Origin of the sequence: Microbacterium capsulatum (genome assembly GCF_030865425.1) — a bacterium.
In the GTDB taxonomy this organism is placed as follows: domain Bacteria; phylum Actinomycetota; class Actinomycetes; order Actinomycetales; family Microbacteriaceae; genus Microbacterium; species Microbacterium capsulatum.
The window spans coordinates 87028-106463 of the sequence record NZ_JAVFCB010000002.1; the positions used below are offsets into that span (position 1 = coordinate 87028).

Here is a 19436-nt window from a genome sequence, read left to right on the forward strand (position 1 = left end):
GCTCGTGAACGAGGCGTTCCCGGGGAGAACATCACCATGAGCACAGAACGCAGGAATCCGCATCCCGAGGACGCCGAGGACACTCTCGGCGTCCTCGACAGCGCGGGTGCCATCGACACGGCCGGCATCGGCCTGCTCGGCGACGCGACCGCGCAGGTCGCGGTCGAGCTGCCGACCCCGGACGAGGACGACCTCGTCGACGACGACGACGTGATCGGCGGCGAGTCGTACACGGATCTCGTGCTCGACGCGGACGCGCTCGTGCTCGAGGCGGACGGCATCGGCCGGATCCACGACGGCGCCGACATCGTGATCGAGATCCCTGCGGTGCCCGTCGAGGTCGTCGTCGCCGAGATCGTGGACGACGAGGACGCCTCGGAGGAGGATTCCGCGGACGACGAGGCGCAGGACGCCCTCGCGACCGCAGTCGCCGATGCGTCGGCGTTCGAGGACGCCTCCGCGTTCGCCGAGGCCGAGCCCGCGTCCGCTGAGCCGGAGGACGTCGCGCCGGTGGACGCCGTCGAGGACCTCGACGCCGCCGACGACGCGCCGGAGGACGGTGCGGGCGAGGCCGAGCCCGACGGCGAGGACGCGATCGACGAGCACGAGCCGGACGAGTCGGTGCTCGCGCCGTTCGAGCCCGCCGCGGCCGTCGCGCCCTCATGGCATCCGTGGCTCGTCGAGGCCGAGGCCGAGGCCGAGGCCGCTGCTGCTGCCGCCGAGCCCGCGGCACCGGTCTTCGCGCCGATGCCGGTCCGGCCGGCGCCGCCCGTGCCGATGCCCGTCGTCGCCGAGCCCGTGACCGAGGAGGAGATCGTGACCCCCGAACCCGCGCACGTCCCCGAGTCCGAGCTGGCTCCGCGGCGCCTCGATCAGTTCGGCGACCGCGAGCGCGAGAGCGCCGACCTGCTGACCGCGGACCGCCTGCTCGACCCGCACCAGCTCGCCAAGCCCGAACCCGAGGGACTGTGGAGCCACCTGCTCTACACGGTCTCCGGACGCCGGATCAACATCGGCGACGGCAAGCGCGCCAAGGAGCGCAAGGCTCTGAACGCCCGCATCGCGGCCCCGCTGACCGGCTCGGCCCGGTTCGTGCCGGTGCTGTCCCGCAAGGGCGGGGTGGGCAAGACCACCGTCACCGCCCTGCTCGGGATGGCGCTCGCCGACGCGCGCGAGGACCGCGTGATCGCGGTCGACGCGAACCCGGACCGCGGCACGCTCGCCGACCGGATCTCCCGCACGACCGGCAAGACCGTGCGCGACCTCGTCCGGATCCACGACCAGGTCAGCGGGTACCACGACATCTCGGCCGTGGTCTCCCGCGACGGCACGCGCCTGGACGTGCTCGCGTCCGACGCCGATCCGCACATCTCCGAGGCGTTCAACGACGTCGACTACGAGCAGGTCGCCTCGGTCGCCGCGCACTACTACTCGCTCGTGCTCACCGACACCGGCACCGGCATCGTGCACTCCGTGATGGGGGCCACGCTCGACCGGGCCGACACGATCGTGATCGTCGCCGGCCTCAGCGTGGACGAGGCCCGGCTGGCCTCCGAGACGCTCACCTGGCTCGAGGCGAACGGCCACGCCGACAAGGTGCGCCGGGCGGTCGTGGTGCTCAACCAGTCCACCCCCGGCAGCCCCCTGGTGCGCCTGGACGAGTTGGAGGCGCACTTCCGCACCCGTGTCGCGCACGTCCTGCGGATCCCGTACGACCCGCAGATCGCGGCCGGCAGCGCGATCGCCTTCCCGGCGCTGCAGCCGGAGACGCGCCGGGCCGCGCGCGAGCTCGCCGCGATCGTCGTCGAGGGCCTCCGGGCGCAGGCCGCCTGATGACGGTCCGCGAGATCCGCCTGTTCGGCGACCCGGTGCTGCGCACGGTCTGCGCGCCGATCGAGACCATCGACGACGGCGTGCGCGCCCTCGTCGCCGACCTCGTCGACAGCGTCGAGCTGCCGGGCCGGGCGGGCGTCGCCGCTCCGCAGATCGGAGTCTCGCTGCGCGCGTTCAGCTACAACATCGACGGCGACATCGGCTATGTGCTGAACCCGGTCCTCGTCGAGGTGCGCGGCGAGCCCGTGCCCACGGGCGAGGGCTGCCTGTCGGTTCCCGGTCTCTGGCACGAGGCGCTGCGTTATCCGTGGGCGCGCGTCGAGGGGATCGACCTGGACGGCGAACCGGTCGAGCTGGAGGGCGAAGGACTGCTCGCGCAGGCGCTGCAGCACGAGACCGATCACCTCGACGGCAAGGTCTATCTCTCCCGTCTGGATCCGGCGACCCGCAAGGTCGCGATGCGCGAGGTCCGCGAGAGCTCCTGGTTCTGACACCCTTCCGCCGGGGTCGTGAGCGAGGACGCCGGAGGCGACCGAGACGAACTTCCGCCGGGGTCGTTCAGCGAGGACGCCGGAGGCGACCGAGACGAAATTCCGCCGGGGTCGTTGAGCGAGGACGCCGGACGCGGCCGAGACGAACTTCCGCCGGGGTCGTTGAGCGAGGACGCCGGAGGCGACCGAGACGAAACGCGGGTTCCCGCAGGACACCGCGTTTCGTCTCGCGCCTCGCTGCGCTCGGGGCTCGCTCGACGACACCGGGCGAACGCTCAGCCCAGTGGGACCGTCGTCGTCGCGGTGGTCTCGTTGTAGATCTCGGCGATCTGCGGGGCGAAGTCCTTCAGGATCACGTTGCGCTTGATCGACATCTTCGGGGTCAGGTGCCCGCTCGCCTCGGTCCACTCGCTCGGCAGGATCGCGAACTTGCGGATCGACTCGGCGCGGGAGACCCGGTCGTTCGCGGTGTCGATCGCGCGCTGCACCTCGGCGCGCACGGCGTCGTTCGTCGCCGCGGCGGCCAGCGACATGTCGGCGGGCAGGCCGTTGTTCGCGAGCCAGCTCGGCAGCATCTCCGGGTCGAGGGTGACCAGCGCCGAGATGAACGGCTTCGCATCGCCCACCACGACCACCTGACCCACGATCGGGTTGGCGCGGATCGGATCCTCGAGGGCGGCGGGGGAGACGTTCTTGCCGCCGGCGGTGACGATGATCTCCTTCTTCCGGCCCGTGATCGTGAGGAAGCCCTCGTCGTCGAACGAGCCGAGGTCGCCGGTGCGGAACCAGCCGTCATGGAACGCGTCCGCGGTCGCCTCGGGGTTGTTCCAGTACTCCGCGAAGACGTTGACGCCGCGGACCTCGATCTCGCCGTCGTCGGCAAGGCGGATGCCGACGCCGGGCAGGGCGGGGCCGACCGTGCCGATCTTGGACTTGTGCGCGACGTTCACGGTCGCCGGGGCCGTGGTCTCGGTCAGGCCGTAGCCCTCCAGGATCACCACGCCGAGGCTGTGGAAGAAGTGCCCCAGGCGTGCGCCGAGCGGCGCGGATCCCGAGATCGCGTACGTCACATTGCCGCCCATCGCCTCGCGCAGCTTGGAGTACACGAGCCGGTCGAACAGGGCGAACCTGATCTTCATCCCGAACGGGATCTTCGCACCCTCCTCGAGCAGGCGGGAGTGCTCGATCGCGGTGGCCGCGGCCGCGCGGAAGATCTTGCCCTTGCCACCGGACTCGGCCTTCTGCTCCGCCGAGTTGTAGACCTTCTCGAACACGCGCGGCACCGCGAGCAGGAAGGTCGGCTTGAAGGATCCGAGCGCCGGCAGCAGCTGCTTGGTGTCGGGCTGGTGACCGGTGCGGACGCCAGCGTGGATGTCCAGGATCGAGATGAACCGGGCGAACACGTGCGCGGTCGTGATGAACAGGACGGTCGAGGCGCCCGGGGTCGACACGACGTCGTCGAGAGACTTCGCGGCGTTGCGCGACAGCTCGACGAAGTTGCTGTGCGTGAGCACGCAGCCCTTGGGGCGGCCGGTCGAGCCGGACGTGTAGATGAGCGTGGCGATGTCGGCGCCGTTCGCGATGCTGCGGCGACGCTCGATCTCCTCGTCCGCGACGTCGGCGCCCTGTGCGGTGAGGTGCTCGATCGCACCGAGGTGCATCTGCCACACCTCGCGGACGAGGGGGAGGTCGCCGCGCACCTCGTCGAAGCGCGCGAAATGCTCGGGCGACTCGACCATCAGCGCGGTCGCGCCGGAGTCCTCCAGGATCCACTGGATCTGCGAGGGCGAGCTGGTCTCGTAGATCGGCACCATCACCGCGCCGGCGTAGAACAGTGCGAAGTCGACGAGTGTCCACTCGTAGGTGGTGCGGGCGAGGAAGCCGACCTTCTCGCCGGGCTGTACGCCGGCGGCGGCGAAGCCCTTCGCGAGCGCAACCACGGCGGCACGGAAGTCGCTCGCGGCGATGTCGCGCCAGCCCGCGCTGTCCGGCACGGAGAACAGGGCGAGGTTGGGGGTCTTCGCGACCCGCTGTTCGAGGAGGTCGGTGATGTTGTCCTCGGGCGCGGCGGGGACGATCGCGGGGACTTCGAACTGGATCACGGCATCTCCTTCGGTACCGGACGGGTACGGGCTTGTCAGGAGTCTATGCCACGCGGCGCCTGGGGAGACGGCCTCTACGGTGAGATCCAGTCGCAGAAAGTGTGAAACTGCGTCGCATGTCGCGGAAGTCGGCTCTCGTGCCGCGGAACGCCGGGGGATAGACTGCGGGCGATGATCTACTGGTTCATGAAGTACATCGCCATCGGCCCTCTGGTGAAGGCGATCTTCCGGCCGTGGATCGTGGGGCGCTCGAACGTCCCGACCTCGGGTGCGGCGATCATGGCGAGCAATCACCTGTCCTTCTCCGACTCGATCTTCCTGCCGCTCATGCTGGACCGGAAGATGTCGTTCCTCGCGAAGAGCGACTACTTCACCGGCCGGGGGATCAAGGGCTGGGCGACCCGGATGTTCATGAAAGGGACCGGCCAGCTGCCGATCGACCGCTCGGGCGGCAAGGCCTCGGAGGCATCCCTGAACACCGGGCTCACCGTGCTCGGACGCGGCGACCTGCTCGGCATCTACCCCGAGGGCACACGCAGCCCCGACGGCAAGCTGTACCGCGGCCGCACCGGCATCGCGCGGATGGCGCTCGAGGCGAAGGTCCCGGTCGTGCCGGTCGTGATGGTGGACACGGACGTCGCGATGCCGACGGGGCAGCGGATCCCGAAGATCATGCGCGTGGGGATGGTCGTCGGCGAGCCCCTGGACTTCTCCCGCTACGCCGGGATGGAGAACGACCGCTACATCCTCCGCTCCGTCACGGACGAGATCATGGTGGCCCTGCAGCGCCTCGGCGAGCAGACCTACGAGGACGTCTACGCCTCCACGGTGAAGGAGCGGCTGACCACCGCGGGCGGCAAGGCCGTCACACACCGCGGTTGAGGACTCGGCGGGGCGGAGCCCCGGGCGCCAGAGCACCGGTGAGCGCGGAGGCGTTGGGGAACAGAGCGGGAGGATCCGTGCAGGAGAGCGAATCGGGCAGGCGGGTGACGCTCGCCGATGTCGCCGAATTGTCCGGAGTGCACACAGCGACCGTCTCTCGAGCGTTGAATCCGGCCGCGCGCCTGAAGGTCGCAGCGGAGACTGTGCGCCGGGTGGAAGCGGCGGCGCATGCGCTGGGTTACGTCCCTAACGTCGTTGCGCGAGGGCTGCGCAAGCGCGCATCGATGACGGTCGGAGTCGTCATCCCCGATCTCACCAATCCGTTCTTCCCTCCCGTCGTCCGCGGCATCGAGGACTATCTCCAGGTACATGGCTACACGGCCCTGCTCGCCAACACCGACGAGGACGACGATGCTGAGGAAGCCCTGGTCACTTCCTTGCTGGAGAGGCGTGTCGACGGACTGATCATGGCGACCGGACGGCACGGCGACCGACCGGTGCTGCGGAGACTGCAGGCCTCGGGAGTGCGGACGGTCATGGTCAACCGCGACGCGAGTCCTCTGCCGTTCCCCCTGGTCACGGGCGATGACGCCCTCGGGATCGCGGCTGCAGTGGCGCATCTGCACGATCTTGGACATCGCGACATCGTTCACATCGCGGGCCCCCTGGACCTGTCGACGAGTCTCGTGCGTGCGGACGCGTTCACGGCCGCGGTGCGGGCTCGCCGTGGAATCCGCGGACGGGTGATCGAGGCCTCCGCTCTGAGCGTGATGGCGGGATCGGAGATCGCGCCGTTCCTGCTCGCGGATTCACCGCCGACCGCGGTCGTCGCGAGCAACGACCTCCTCGCCATCGGCGTGCTACGAGCGCTGAAGGCGCAGGGGCGCTCCTGTCCCGAGGACCTCGCGATCGTGGGGTTCAACGACATGCCTTTCGCGGAGGATCTCCAGCCGCCCCTGACGACCGTGCATGTCCCGGGGCAGGCGATGGGAACAGCGGCCGCACGATTGCTCCTCGACGCCCTTGCCGGGGATGCCCCGGGTGCGGGGGCTGTGGTTCTGCCGACCTCGCTGATCGTGCGGGGATCCACGGGGCCCGTCCGACGCTGATCCCTTGACACCGCGGCGCGCTCGGGTCTTATATGGGTGCAATCGATTGTATTGCAATCGATTGCACCCAGTTCCCTGATCTCAGCGAGGAGACCATCCGATGGATTCGCCTTCCCCCGCGGTGTCCGTCCCCGGTGCGCGCCGGGGCACTGTCGCGTGGGCGAGATACCGGACCGAGATCCGGCTCCTCATCGCCGTCGTCCTTCTCGTGGCACTCTTCATCGTCCTGTTCCCGCAGCAGTTCGGGACCATGAGCAACGCGGGCAACGTTCTCCGTTATGCGTCCGTGCTGCTGGTAGTCGCGATCGGCCAGATGTTCGCGATCCTCGTGGGCGGATTCGACATCTCTGTCGGAGCCACGATGGGCCTCGCTTCGACAATCGGCGCGATGGCGATGCTCCAATACGGCACGGTCGCCGGGATCGCCGCGGGAATCGGCGTGGCAGCCGTGGTCGGGGTCGCCAACGGGATCCTCATCTCGCGGTACCGCGTCAGTCCCTTCATCGCGACCCTCGGCATGATGACATTCGTCGGCGGCCTGGCCAACTCCGTCAGCGGAGGGCGATCGGTGTTCGGACTGCCCGACTCGTTCGGATGGTTCGGGCGGTTCGACTGGGGTCCTCTGCCCTCCACTACCGGGCTCGCGATCTTCTGCGGCGCGGCCGCCTGGTTGCTGCTGAGCCGCACGAGGGCGGGCCTGAACATGTACGCGATCGGGGGCGGGCGCCCCACGGCCGTGCTCGCAGGCATACCGGTGATGCGCACCGAGGTCCTCGCGTACACCACGTGCAGCCTGTTCGCGGGGATCGCCGGCCTCATGCTCGCCTCTCGGGTGGTGATCGGCCAGGCGAGCCTCGGGTCGGGCTACGAGCTCGAATCCATCGCGACCGCCGTGATCGGCGGCGTGGCGATCGGCGGCGGTGTGGGCCGCATCCTCGGCGTGGTGCTCGGTGTCGGGCTGCTCAGCCTGATCACAACCGGGATGAACATCGCCGGTCTCTCCGAATTCGTGCAGCAGATGCTCACCGGCGTGGTGCTCATCGTCGCGGTTCTCATCGACCGATTCCGCGGCCGCAGCATGCGAGGGCGTGAGCACCCGCAACCTCGCGCCGCCACGACGCCCACGGGCGGCCAGGACCCCGCAGTACCCGAACCGATTGAAGTGAGGAAGCCATGAACAAGTCCCGGATCGTGCTTGCCGTCGCGGTCGTCGCGACCGCCGTGTTCGTGCTCGACGGCTGCACGTCCGCGATCCCGGGTGGCGGGCCGACGTCGGCCGACAGCGCACTCGGCACATCGCTGAAGTGCGATGCTTCTCCCACTCAGCAGGAGTTGCTCGACTACAAGATCCCGCGCGCGAAGAAGAACTTCGACGTCACCTTGATGCAGGTCAGTTCTGCCGGGTACTACTACCAGGCGATCCAGCAAGGGGCGGAGGAGGCCGCGGCCAAAGCCGGCGTGCATCTGCAGTCGTACTCGGCCGACGGCTATGCATCGCCTGACCTGCAGCTGAAGCAGATCGGCGATGCGATTGCGCGCGGGACGAACGCGGTCGTCATGGCGCCATCCGACATCCAGGGGTCCGTGCCGGTGGTCACACGGGCCAGGGACGCAGGCCTACCGGTGGTGAACATCTCGTCCGAGGTCGCGAGCAAGGACGTCACCATGGTCATGCAGGACGACTACGCCTTCGGGCAGCTCGCCGCCGACCGCGTCGCGAAGGTCGTCGGAGCCAAGGGCGGCAAGGGGATCCTCATCGCCGGCCCCGCGAATGCGACCTGGTCGCAACGTCGTACGAAGGGCTTCGAGGACCGGGTGGCGAAGATGTATCCGAACCTGAAGATCGTCGCCGCCCCGACGCAGAACGTGGATCCCGCCGCGGGTCTGAAGTCGTTCGACGACGCGGTCCAAGCAAATCCTGATATCTCGTGGATCTTCGCGGTCCACTACTACATCCTGCAGCCGGCATCGCTGCCGACCCAGTACAAAGGGAAGGTTTCTTACATTGCGGGCGGATACGAGCCCGACTCGATCACCGGTCTGAAGAACGGGACGATGGACTCCGTCTTCGGCCTCGCTCCACGCTGGATGGGGATCCTCGGCGTCTCTTATGCGGTGGCGCAGCTGAACGGCGAAAAGCTGCCGCGCGTCACGTGCGTTCCGATCCCGCTGTTCACCGCGAAGGACATCGGCACGCCGTTCGCTGATGCCGAGATCATCCCGTGACGGTCCCCGCCGAACTTCAGGCGGTCGAGATCGGCGTCGTCGGCGTCAGCAAGGCCTATCCCGGGGTCCGCGCGCTCGACAACGTGGACCTCCAGTTCAGGCCTGGCGAGATCCATTCGATCGTCGGCGAGAACGGGGCGGGTAAGTCGACCCTGGTGCGCATCCTCAGCGGCGTCGAGCACCCGACCAGCGGTTCGGTGATCGTGGACGGCACCGTCCGGCGTCTGCGCACACCCGCCGCCGCCCGCCGGGCTGGGATCAGTCTTGTCCCGCAGGAGGCGCAGCTGATCCGGACGTTCAGCGTCGGCAGGAACATCCTCCTCGGCCGGCAGCACGCGTGGGTGCGCCGAGCGACCCTCACCGGGAGAGAGCGTGCGGTGGTGGCCGAAGCGCTCGTGCGGGTGGGAGCGTCCGGGATCAAGCCAGAGGACCCGGCGTCCGCGCTCAGTGCGGCGGGTAACCGGCTCTGTCAGATCGCCGCGACGCTGATCGATCCGGGGCGACTGCTCATCCTCGACGAGCCGACGGCAGTGCTCGCCGACGCCGACGCCGAAATCCTCCTGGAGCGGCTGGAGAGTCTTCGTGAGGCGGGCATCAGCATCTTGTACGTCAGCCATCGCCTCAGCGAAGTGATCCGCCTTTCGGATCGCATCACTGTCCTCCGCGACGGGCGCATCGTCGGCTCCTTCGCTCGGGGCGAGGCGGATCGCGCACGCATCCTGCAGCTCATGGCCAGACGGCAGGGCACCAGCGCCCCCGCTCGGGTCGAGGCGCCGGTCGATCTTGCTGCGGCAGTGCAGGTGCTGTCGGTGTCCGGACTCTCCTGCGCCGGCGCGTTCGAGGGAGTGGACTTCGTCGCCCGGGAGGGTGAGGTCGTCGGGATCGCTGGCATCCAGGGATCAGGGCACGGGAGGCTCCTCGACACGATCGCGGGCGCATGGAGCGCCGACCGAGGAACGGTGTCGGTCGACGGACGGGCGACGTCCGGCTCATTGTGGTCGGCTCTGCGCGCCGGGATCCGTCTCGTGCCGGAAGACCGTCGCGAGCGGGGCATCGTCGGCGCACAGTCGATCAGCGAGAACCTCTCGATCGGCTACGGCTCGCCGGGGCAGCGGCAGTGGTTCCGGTCGCGTGCAGCGGAGACGGCCAGGGCCCGGCACGCGATTTCCGAGTTCGGCGTCCGTGCCGCGTCGGCCGAGGTACCGCTGGAGACGCTGAGCGGAGGCAATCAGCAGAAGGTGGTCATCGCCCGTGTGCTCGCCAGCGGGCCGCGGGTCATGCTCCTGAGCGAACCCACGCAGGGCATCGACGTCCACGCGAAGGCCGAGATCCTCCGGACCTTGCGATCCATCGCGCGAGAGCGGCGGATCGCCGTCGTGCTCGCCTCCAGCGAGTTCGAGGAGCTCATCGAGTACGCGGACACCATCCATGTGATGCGCCGGGGACGGCTGCGAGTGAGCATGCCAGCGACCGACGCGACCTACGTCGACGTCCTGGAGGCCGCCGTCCCATGAACCACGGTCAGACGACATGAAGGGAATCACGATGAACGCGGAACAGGAAGTGGACGAGCGCCAGAAGGCGGCGCTCGTCGCGGCCGGTCGGGCGCCAGCCGACCGGGTGCTGACCGGGGCGCGGGTCGTCAACGTGTACACAGGAAGGATCTCCCGCGGCGACGTCGCGATCGCCGGCCCTCGTATCGCTGCGGTGGGGCATGTCGAGCACACCGTGGACAGCCGCACGGAGATCGTCGACTGCTCCGGGCTCTTCCTCGTCCCCGGCTTCATCGACAGCCATATCCATCTCGGCGGATCCCAGCTCACGATCCAGCGGCTCGCGGAGGTGCTCGTGCCGCACGGCACGGCGGCACTGTGCACCGACTTCTACGAGCTCGGCACGATCGGCGGCCTTGATGCGGTGCTCCACGAACTGGAATCGTCCCGGGGGACAGGTGTCGACATCCTCCTCTCGCCTTTCGTCGCCGCGGTCCTCGGCATCGGGGACTTCGGCAACCTGGGTCGGTTCGGCGTCGACGACATGATCGCGCTCCTCGAGCACGATGACTGCGTGGAGCTACGCGAGTGGAACTGCTGGTCGGCGTGGCTGCCGATCGAGGATCAGCGTCGGGTCTATGAGACGGCGCTGCGCCGGCGCCGTACGATCGGCGGCCACCTCGAGGGGCTCGCCGGTCCCACTCTGCAGGCGTCCATCGCACTCGGGATCCGCTCCGAGCACGAGGCGGTGACCGCGCACGAGGCACTGGAACGAGTGGAACTCGGCGCGACGGTGCAGATCCGCGGCGGGTCCGCAGCGCGGGACTTCGCGGATCTCGTCCCCGCGATCACCGAACACGGTGCCGACCCGGGGTTGTTCAGCTTCTGCACCGACGAGCAGGAGCTCGCGTCCATGGCCGAGTCCGGGCACATCGACCGGCTGGTGCGTCGTGCGATCCGGGAAGGTGTGCCCCCGATCGACGCCGTGCGGATGGCGACACTGAACGCGGCACGCGGCATCGGCGTCGACAACGACTACGGATCGATCACACCCGGTCGGGTCGCTTCGATCGTGGCCGTCGAGGAGCTCGCTTCGCTGCCGATCGCTAAGGTGTTCAGCCGTGGCGCGCTCGCCGCCGAGGACGGGGCTTACCGGCTCGCGCCGCCACCAGCGCAGTACGGACCCGAAGCCCGGGAGTCGATCGTGATCCGCCGTCCGCTCACGCGCGACGACTTCCTGTTCGAGCTGCCCGACGGCGACATCGAGGTGCGCGTCATCGGCATCACACCCGGCCGGCTGGCCACCGAGGAACGCATCGAGACCGTTGCATTCCTCGACGGGCGGCCCCAGGGTGCGGACGGCGTCGCGCGGATCGCCGTCATCGATCGGCATCTGGGCGGCCAGGAGCGCGCCCTCGGGCTCATTCGCGGGCTGGACGTCGCAGACGGCGCTGTCGCGATGACGGCCAACCCGGGGATGATGAACCTGGTCGTCGTCGGGGTGGACGAGGACGACATGTGCCTGGCCGCTTCGCGCGTTGCCGAGTTGGGCGGCGGGTTCGCCGTGGCTGCGCACGGACGTATCCATGCCGAGGTGGCGCTGCCTATCCGTGGGATCGTCAGCGACGCTCCCTCGGGCGAAGTGGTCGAGCGCTGCATCGCCGTGGAGCATGCGATCCGCGACGCGATGGGCAGCCCGTTCGACGGTTTCATCAGCGCGGCGGGATTCGCCTGCCTCGCGGTGAGCATCCCCAGTCTGAAGATCACCTCCCGCGGTCTCGCCCGGGTGTCGCGCAGCGAACCCACCGAGGCCGTGCCCTTCCGCATTCGTTGATCACCCGTCGCCGCACAGAACAGAGGAGTACACCATGCCCGCCATCCCTGCACCGCATCGAGTCGGAAGCGCCGATGTCATCCACCACGACGGGTACGACGAGACGATCGTTAGTCCGTTCGTCCCCGCCATCCGTACGGTGTCCGGGGCAAGGCTCGTCTTCGTGAGCGGTGTGACCGGTGCGCCCGTCTACCACGATCATCCTCACCGTCGGGAGGTGTTCGACACGATCCCCGCCGACATCGCGGGCCAGGTGGCGAACGCGTTCGCGCACCTGGATCTTGCGCTCGCCGCCGCGGGCGCACGAAGGACGGACGTCGTCAACCTCGTCCGCTTCTTCACGGACGTGGATGCGGATCAGGACACCGTGAACCGTGTGCAATCGGAGTGGTTCGGTGGCCACATCCCGACGAGCACGTCGGTCGAGGTCACACGGCTGGCCACCGATCCGCGGCTGCGGCTGGAGATCCAAGCCATCGCGGCGGTGGGTGCAGGGGAGTGAGGCCAGGTGGGTGTGACTCCGCCGTCACACACCGGCGCTGAGCGTCGGGGCCCTCCCGGCGCGCCCTAGGATGGGGGAATGCCTCACCCCCTCGACCTCGACTCGTGGCGCGCCCTTCCGATCAAGCAGCAGCCGCAGTGGCCCGACGCCGAGCGCGTCTCCGAGGTCTCCGCGCAGATCTCCGCGCTGCCCCCGCTGGTGTTCGCCGGCGAGGTCGACAACCTGCGCGAGCGGCTCGCCCGCGCCGCGTCCGGGAAGGCGTTCCTGCTGCAGGGCGGCGACTGCGCCGAGACGTTCGCCGGCGCCACCGCGGACCAGATCCGCAACCGCATCAAGACCGTGCTGCAGATGGCCGTCGTCCTCACGTACGGCGCGTCGATGCCGGTGGTCAAGATGGGGCGCATGGCCGGGCAGTTCGCCAAGCCGCGCTCGAGCGACACCGAGACCCGCGGTGACGTCACGCTGCCGGCCTACCGCGGCGACATCGTCAACGGCTACGACTTCACCGAGGGCTCCCGCGAGGCCAACCCGGGCCGCCTGCTGCAGGGCTACCACACGGCCGCCTCGACCCTGAACCTCATCCGGGCGTTCACCCAGGGCGGTTTCGCGGACCTGCGTGAGGTGCACTCCTGGAACAAGGGCTTCGCGCAGAACCCCGCCAACCAGCGTTACGAGCGGATGGCCGCCGAGATCGACCGCGCCATCAAGTTCATGGAGGCCGCGGGCGCCGACTTCGACGAGCTCAAGCGCGTCGAGTTCTTCACCGGCCACGAGGGCCTGCTGATGGACTACGAGCGGCCGATGACCCGCATCGACTCGCGGACCCTCACGCCCTACAACACCTCGGCGCACTTCCTCTGGATCGGCGAGCGCACGCGCGAGCTCGACGGCGCGCACGTCGACTACTTCTCCAAGATTCGCAACCCGATCGGCGTTAAGCTCGGCCCGACCACGACGACCGACACCGCGCTCGCGCTCATCGACAAGCTCGACCCGAACCGCGAGCCCGGACGCCTCACCTTCATCACGCGCATGGGGGCCGGGAAGATCCGTGAAGCGCTCCCGCCGCTGCTGCAGGCCGTCAAGGACTCCGGCGCGCAGCCGCTGTGGGTCACCGACCCCATGCACGGCAACGGCATCACCACGCCGACCGGCTACAAGACCCGCCGCTTCGACGACGTGGTCGACGAGGTCCGCGGCTTCTTCGAGGCGCACCGCGCGGTCGGCACGTTCCCCGGCGGCATCCACGTGGAGCTCACCGGCGACGACGTCACCGAATGCCTGGGCGGATCCGAGCAGATCGACGAGGCCGCTCTCGCGACCCGCTACGAGTCTCTGTGCGACCCGCGCCTGAACCACATGCAGTCGCTCGAGCTCGCGTTCCTCGTCGCCGAGGAGCTCGAGAAGCGCTGACACGCGATGGCTCAATGCCGCGGAGCGGCGTTGAGCCACCGTCGTGTCGAGGTTGAGCGAGCGCAGCGAGTCGGAACCCCACCATGCGGGGGAGAGCCGTGATCAGGGGGCGGCCAGCAGCTTCAGGCCGGTCTCCTCGTCGTGGACGCGGGTGAGGCGGTCCCGCCGCGTGGTCAGCAGGACCTCGCCGGTCAGGCCGATCAGGCACTCCTTGACGTGCCCGCCGAGCACGGAGTAGTCGGCGCGGGAGAACGTGCCGTGCACGTGCCAGAGCGGACGGCCGTCGGCGTAGGACAGGTTGCCGTGCAGGCCGGTGATCTCGAGCGGCTCCTCGAAGCGCTGCCACCGGTACTGCTTCGCCGCGGGGTCGTAGTACCCGAGTGTCGCGTTCGCCGCACCGCCGACGATGTCGACCCAGCCCCCGGCCAGGCTCTGCGTCACGGCGAACTCGTCGAGCGTGCGCATCAGCTCCTCGCCCTTGCGGAGCACGAGCAGGTGGGTGTCGCTCGACGCGTCGAAGAAGTGCTTCATCTCTGGAGTCTAGCCAGCGCCCCGCGGCGCTCCGGGGAGGACGTCAGCCGGAGACGCGGACCCGGACGTCGGACCCCTTGTCGACCGTCTGGCCTGCGGCCGGATCCGTCCCGGTCGCCGTGAACAGGCTCCACAGCCCCTGCGGCACGCTCGTCGTCGGGTTCAAGCCCGCGTCGGAGAGCTGCTTCATCGCGTCAGCGAGGTTTTTTTTAGAGACGTCCGGGATCGTCACCGGCTGCGGTCCCTTGGACACGATGAGCGTGATCGTGTCCCCTGGACGCCAGTTGCCGCCGCCGTTCCGATCGGCGATCCCGATGACCCGGTTCTTCGCGACGGTGTCGCTGTACTGGGTGTTCGTGTCGGAGTTGACCTTCAGCCTGACCGAGGTGAGCTTGTTCGTGGCGTCCCCGACGGTGAGCCCCGACACGTCCGGCACGGGGCCGAGCGAAACGAGCAGCTGGATCGCGTCGCCCTCGAAGATCGCGCAGCCCTCTCCGCACTCGTAGGCGGCGCCCCCGGAGCGCGGGGTGACCTCCGCGTTGATCACGAGGCCGTTGTCGGCGCGGGAGAACATCGGGAAGGAGTCCTGGAGTTTCAGATGGAACGGTGCCAGCGCCTGCTTGGCCTGGTCCTCGGTCATCGTGTCGAGCTTCGGCAGGTCGTGCTTGGCGGGCCCCGCCGAGATCACCACTGTGACCTTGGCGTTCTTGTCCACGCGCGTGCCCGCGCCGGGATCGGTGCGGATCGCGAGGCCCGCCTTGACGTCGAGTGAGTTCGCCGTCGTCTGGATCGGGCGCATCCCGTCCTTCGTGATCCGCGCCGCGGCGACGTCCCAGGTCTTGCCGACGACGTCGGGCACCGCGAGCTGCGAACCCGGGCCGGACCCGAACCACCAGCCCGCCCCGCCGGCGACGACCGCGAGCAGCAGCACGAGCACGAGGAGGAACGCGCCGCGGGAGCGTCGCTGCGCGGTCCGGCGGCGCAGCAGCGTCGCGTTGTCCGGGGGAGCGGCGGCCTCCACGGCGGCGGTCGGCGCCGTGGGGACCATCGCGCCGGGGAGGACCATCGTCTGGTCCCCGGTGTCGCGCAGCGGCACGGCGACGGTCTTCGGCGCGGTCCGGGTGGGGGTGACGCCGAGCTCGTGCTCGATCGCGCGCAGCCGGTCGAGCATCTCCTGCGCGTCGTTCGGGCGCTCGTCCGGGGTCTTCTCGGTCGCCCACAGCACGAGCTCGTCCAGTTGCTCGGGCACACCGGGATTGCGCACGCTCGGGCGCGGCACGGACTCGGTCGCGTGCTGGAACGCGATCTGCATCGGCTGCTCGCCCTTGTACGGCTGCTCGCCGACGAGCATCTCGTAGAGCATGATCCCGAGCGCGTAGATGTCGCTGCGGGCGTCCGCGGTGCCGCGGGTCACCAGTTCGGGGGCGAGGTAGGCGATCGTGCCCATGAGCTGGGCGCCGGAGGCGGTGTTCGCGGTCGTCGCACGGGCGAGCCCGAAGTCGCCGATCTTGATCCGTCCGTCCTCGGCCAGCAGGACGTTCTCGGGCTTGACGTCGCGGTGCACGATGCCGGCCCGGTGCGCGGCGGCGAGGCCGGACAGCACGGCGTCCATGATCGTGATGGTCTGCGGCACGGTGAGCCGGCGCTGCTCGCGCATGAGTTCGCGCAGCGTGATCCCCGGAAGGTACTCCATCACGAGGTAGGCGAGCTCGCCGTCCTGGCCCTGGTCGAAGACGTTGACGACGTGCGGATCCGCGAGGCGTGCGGCGGCCCGCGCCTCCTGGATGAACCGGCTCTGGAAGACGGAGTCGTCGCTGAGGTGGCCGTGCATCACCTTGAGCGCGATGCGCCGCTCGAGGCGGAGATCCGTGGCGACGTAGACCGTGGCCATGCCGCCGCGCGCGATGCGGGCGCGCACCCGGTATCGACCGTCGACGAGCCGCCCGATGAGGGGGTCGGCTTGTTGGCTGGTCGTCACGGCAAGATTCTAGGGAGAACTGCCTGTGAGGCCGGGGAGCGGCTCGCATGACGGTGCCGATCCATCGGATCACGATGCGGTCTCGACCCGCGTCGCGGAGGGGCCTCCGGTGCGGCGCGGAACACGGCTGCGCGTGCGGCGCCGACCGGGCCCTGAGGTGCGGCCCGGATCAGCCGAGCGAGGCCAGCCAGGCGGTCGCCTGCGGCTCCCACAGCACGTACCGGCCGGGGTAGGCCGAGACCTGCACCGCCTGGGCGACCTCGCCGAAGCCGCGGTTCTGCCAGTTCGGGATGTCGAGCAGGCCGTTCGTCGTCCTGGTTCCGCGGTAGAACGCCGTGATCGCGTAGTCGCGGTCGGAGATCTGCTCCTTCGTGCCCCATCCGGTGCTGGGGCGCTGCTGGAACAGCCCGACCGAGTCGCGATCGCCGCCGGGGTGGTTGGTCAGGCCCGACTCGACCATCGCCGTGGCCAGCGCGATCACGATGCCGCGTGCCGGCACGCCGAGCGCCCGGCCGATCTGGATGATGCGCTGCGCGTTCGATGCCTGGTCGGCGTTCAGGGTGACCTGCGGAGCCGTGTACGTGTCCGGCTGCGCGGCCGGGGCCGGGGCGGGCGGAGGCGGGGGCACGGCGAGTCGCAGCGTCTGCCCGGGATAGATGATCGCGCCCGGACCGAGGCCGTTGGCGGTGTACAGCACGGCGACCGTCGTGCCGTGGGCGCTCGCGATGGACCACAGCGTGTCGCCGGCGGTCACCGTGCAGGTCGGGACCGTCGGCGCGACGCTCGGGGTCGGCGCCGCGGCGGGCGCGGGGGCGGGGGCGGGCGCGGCGGATCCGCCGAGCTGGATGCTCTGGCCCGGGTAGATGATCGCGCCGGGGCCGAGGCCGTTCGCGGCGTAGAGGGCGGCGACCGTGGTGCCGTGCGCGTGCGCGATCGACCAGAGCGTGTCGCCCGCGACCACGGTGTATCCCGCGGCGGCGGCCGGTGCCGGAGCGGCGGCGGGCGCGGCCGTCGCGGCGAGCTGCAGCACCTGGCCGGGATGGATGACCGTCCCGCCGGTGAGACCGTTCACCGCGATCAGCGTGCTCACGGTGGTGCCGAAGTGGCGCGCGATGTCCCAGAGGGTGTCGCCGTCCTGCACCGTGTAGCTGCCGACGGCGGCCGCGGCGCCCGTGCCGCTCGCCGCGGACGCGTGCGGCACGGGCGCGAGTGCGGTCCGGAGCAGCTGCGGCAGCGGACGCGGCGCGGGAATCGTCTCCGCGTGCGCGGGGAGGGCTGCGAGAGCGGTGGCCACGGTCGTCAGCACCGCCGTGGGCACGGCGATGCGGAGAGCGCGGCGGTGGAACGGTGTGGTCGTCATGGATCCCCCGATTCGGACGGCTTATACCGCATGCGCCTCGTTGCACCGCGATAGAACGACCGTGTCACGGATGGTGACCAGAGTCAATTGCAGTGACATAAGTGAATGCAGGGGCGGATGTTACGGGAGGGAACGTCCTGATCGACCGGTCGGGGCCGGGGGATGAGATCATGTCAGGGTGTCTGCAATTGAAACGGCCCCTCTTCCGACCGACTGGCTGACCCTTCCCGATCTCGTCGAGATCCTCGGCGAGTCGCTCGGGCGGGTGCACCGGCTGTTCGACGAGCAGTATCTCGTCGGCTCCCGGCGCAACGGCCCGCTCGCGGTCCCCGCGCTGTTCCTTCAGGACGACCAGCCGCTGCCGTCCCTGCGCGGCACGATCATCGTGCTGAAGGACGCCGGCTTCTCCGACGACGAGGTGATCGACTGGCTGCTCGCGGAGGAGGAGTCGATCGGCCGCTCGCCGATCGCCGCGCTCCGCGACGGGCACAAGAGCGAAGTCCGCCGGATCGCGCGCACGCTGGCCTGATCCGCCGATCCGGCTCGTCGGATCCGCCGAGCCGACTGCTCAGGCGGTGCGCTGGGTCGCGTCCCGCGCCAGGCCGCTCAGGATCTCCAGGGCCGCCGCGTCGAGCGGCGCGTCCTTCAGGGCTTCCTCGCCGTCGGCGGCGTAGTCCGAGATCAGCCGCTCCACGCGGTCGAGCGCGCCGGACTCCACGATCGCGGCCTGCAGGCTCACGATCTGATCCGGCGTGAGCAGCGGATCCCCGAGCAGCTCGTCGACGAGCCGCCGGCCCGGGGCGGCGAGCGACTCCCGCGTCCAGGCGATCAGCAGCGTGCGCTTGCCCTCGCGCAGGTCGTCCCCGGCGGGCTTGCCGGTCACGCGGTGGTCGCCGAAGACGCCGAGCACGTCGTCGCGCAGCTGGAACGCCATGCCGAGCGGGTGCCCGAAGGCGCGCAGGGCGGCACGCTGCGCCTGATCCGCGCCGGCGATCGCGGCGCCGATCAGCAGCGGCTGCTCGACGCTGTACCGGGCGGCTTTCAGCGACACCACCCGCAGGGCGCGCTCGGCGTGCTCGTCGTCGTCGTTCACGCTCCACGCCGACTCCTCGGCGATGTCGAGGAACTGGCCGATCGTCACGTCCCGCCGCATCCGCGCGTACTCGGCGCGCACCGCGTCGGCGTGCGGGCTGTGCGCGATGCCCGACTCCAGCAGGTCGTCGCTCCAGGCGACGAGCAGATCCCCCAGCAGCACCGAGGCGGCGCGGCCGAATTCGACGGCGTTCCCGCTCCATCTCTTCTCGACGTGCGCGGACTCGAGCGCGCGGTGCGCCGAGGGGCGGCCCCGTCGGGTGTCCGAATTGTCGATGAGGTCGTCGTGCACGAGAGCGGCGGACTGGAACACCTCGAGCGCCGCGCAGGCGTCCCACAGGCTCTCCGGCTCGGCGGCGATCCCGCGGGTCCCCGCCACCGCGGCCCAGCCCGCATGGCAGAACCGCGCACGCAGCCGCTTGCCGCCGTGCAGGGTGTCCTCGGCAGCCGTGACGAAGGCCGCAGCGTCGGGTCCGTAGTCGGCGGTCTCCTCGCGCATGCGCTCGACGAAGAGGCTCAGACGCGCGGAGACCTGATCGACGACATCGGAACGGGCGGCCACCCGTCCAGCCTACCGAGCGCGCCGTGCG

Annotated in this window: 17 protein-coding genes; 11 read left to right on the forward strand and 6 right to left on the reverse strand. The window is 69.9% G+C overall.

What is annotated here, in order from left to right; genetic code table 11:
• Positions 1-36: 36 nt before the first annotated feature.
• Positions 37-1833 carry a nucleotide-binding protein gene (locus RBR11_RS03310; protein WP_308487881.1) on the forward strand — a complete coding sequence of 599 codons (1797 nt, stop codon included), beginning with the start codon at positions 37-39 and terminating at the stop codon, positions 1831-1833.
• A complete protein-coding gene (locus RBR11_RS03315) occupies positions 1833-2324 on the forward strand; it encodes a peptide deformylase (protein ID WP_308487882.1) in 492 nt (163 codons plus the stop codon). Before RBR11_RS03310 ends, RBR11_RS03315 begins: the two co-directional genes overlap by 1 nt.
• 275 nt (positions 2325-2599) lie before the next feature.
• On the opposite strand, the gene RBR11_RS03320 is transcribed toward RBR11_RS03315, so the two are convergent.
• Positions 2600-4426, reverse strand: a complete 1827-nt coding sequence (locus RBR11_RS03320; protein ID WP_308487883.1) for an AMP-dependent synthetase/ligase — start codon at positions 4424-4426, stop codon at positions 2600-2602.
• 171 nt (positions 4427-4597) lie between these two features.
• On the opposite strand from RBR11_RS03320, the gene RBR11_RS03325 reads away from it, so the two are divergent.
• From RBR11_RS03325 to RBR11_RS03345, 5 genes are all read left to right on the forward strand, one after another.
• The gene (locus tag RBR11_RS03325; RefSeq protein ID WP_308487884.1) at positions 4598-5308 is read left to right on the forward strand and encodes a lysophospholipid acyltransferase family protein; all 711 of its coding nucleotides are present in this window, start codon (positions 4598-4600) and stop codon (positions 5306-5308) included.
• A 77-nt stretch (positions 5309-5385) separates the two neighbouring features.
• Positions 5386-6417 carry a LacI family DNA-binding transcriptional regulator gene (locus RBR11_RS03330; protein ID WP_308487885.1) on the forward strand — a complete coding sequence of 344 codons (1032 nt, stop codon included), beginning with the start codon at positions 5386-5388 and terminating at the stop codon, positions 6415-6417.
• 100 nt (positions 6418-6517) lie between these two features.
• Positions 6518-7594, forward strand: coding sequence for an ABC transporter permease (locus RBR11_RS03335; RefSeq protein WP_308487886.1), 1077 nt, complete (start codon positions 6518-6520; stop codon positions 7592-7594).
• Positions 7591-8643, forward strand: coding sequence for a sugar ABC transporter substrate-binding protein (locus tag RBR11_RS03340; protein ID WP_308487887.1), 1053 nt, complete (start codon positions 7591-7593; stop codon positions 8641-8643). The genes RBR11_RS03335 and RBR11_RS03340 overlap by 4 nt, the downstream gene beginning before the upstream one ends.
• The gene (locus tag RBR11_RS03345; RefSeq protein ID WP_308487888.1) at positions 8640-10157 is read left to right on the forward strand and encodes a sugar ABC transporter ATP-binding protein; all 1518 of its coding nucleotides are present in this window, start codon (positions 8640-8642) and stop codon (positions 10155-10157) included. Before RBR11_RS03340 ends, RBR11_RS03345 begins: the two co-directional genes overlap by 4 nt.
• A gap of 7 nt (positions 10158-10164) precedes the next feature.
• On the opposite strand, the gene RBR11_RS03350 is transcribed toward RBR11_RS03345, so the two are convergent.
• Positions 10165-10446, reverse strand: a complete 282-nt coding sequence (locus RBR11_RS03350; protein ID WP_308487889.1) for a hypothetical protein — start codon at positions 10444-10446, stop codon at positions 10165-10167.
• 45 nt (positions 10447-10491) lie between these two features.
• Between RBR11_RS03350 and RBR11_RS03355 the strand changes: the two genes are divergently transcribed.
• From RBR11_RS03355 to RBR11_RS03365, 3 genes are all read left to right on the forward strand, one after another.
• Entirely contained in the window at positions 10492-11970 is a 1479-nt protein-coding gene (locus tag RBR11_RS03355; protein WP_308487890.1) for an adenine deaminase C-terminal domain-containing protein, read from the forward strand.
• A 34-nt stretch (positions 11971-12004) separates the two neighbouring features.
• The gene (locus tag RBR11_RS03360) at positions 12005-12472 is read left to right on the forward strand and encodes a RidA family protein (RefSeq protein ID WP_308487891.1); all 468 of its coding nucleotides are present in this window, start codon (positions 12005-12007) and stop codon (positions 12470-12472) included.
• 78 nt (positions 12473-12550) lie between these two features.
• Complete coding sequence (locus RBR11_RS03365) at positions 12551-13885, forward strand: class II 3-deoxy-7-phosphoheptulonate synthase (protein ID WP_308487892.1); 1335 nt, start codon at positions 12551-12553, stop codon at positions 13883-13885.
• A 102-nt stretch (positions 13886-13987) separates the two neighbouring features.
• Here the strand turns inward: RBR11_RS03365 and RBR11_RS03370 are convergent, their stop codons facing one another.
• The 3 genes from RBR11_RS03370 to RBR11_RS03380 all read right to left on the reverse strand — a co-directional run bounded on the left by RBR11_RS03370 (position 13988) and on the right by RBR11_RS03380 (position 17754).
• The gene (locus RBR11_RS03370; RefSeq protein WP_308487893.1) at positions 13988-14416 is read right to left on the reverse strand and encodes a PPC domain-containing DNA-binding protein; all 429 of its coding nucleotides are present in this window, start codon (positions 14414-14416) and stop codon (positions 13988-13990) included.
• A 43-nt stretch (positions 14417-14459) separates the two neighbouring features.
• Positions 14460-16394 carry a Stk1 family PASTA domain-containing Ser/Thr kinase gene (pknB, locus tag RBR11_RS03375; RefSeq protein WP_308487894.1) on the reverse strand — a complete coding sequence of 645 codons (1935 nt, stop codon included), beginning with the start codon at positions 16392-16394 and terminating at the stop codon, positions 14460-14462.
• A gap of 169 nt (positions 16395-16563) precedes the next feature.
• Positions 16564-17754 carry a LysM peptidoglycan-binding domain-containing protein gene (locus RBR11_RS03380; protein ID WP_308487895.1) on the reverse strand — a complete coding sequence of 397 codons (1191 nt, stop codon included), beginning with the start codon at positions 17752-17754 and terminating at the stop codon, positions 16564-16566.
• 178 nt (positions 17755-17932) lie between these two features.
• Between RBR11_RS03380 and RBR11_RS03385 the strand changes: the two genes are divergently transcribed.
• A complete protein-coding gene (locus RBR11_RS03385; RefSeq protein ID WP_308487896.1) occupies positions 17933-18283 on the forward strand; it encodes an Rv2175c family DNA-binding protein in 351 nt (116 codons plus the stop codon).
• A 39-nt stretch (positions 18284-18322) separates the two neighbouring features.
• Here the strand turns inward: RBR11_RS03385 and RBR11_RS03390 are convergent, their stop codons facing one another.
• Complete coding sequence (locus RBR11_RS03390) at positions 18323-19408, reverse strand: polyprenyl synthetase family protein (protein WP_308487897.1); 1086 nt, start codon at positions 19406-19408, stop codon at positions 18323-18325.
• Between the last annotated feature and the right edge of the window lie 28 nt (positions 19409-19436).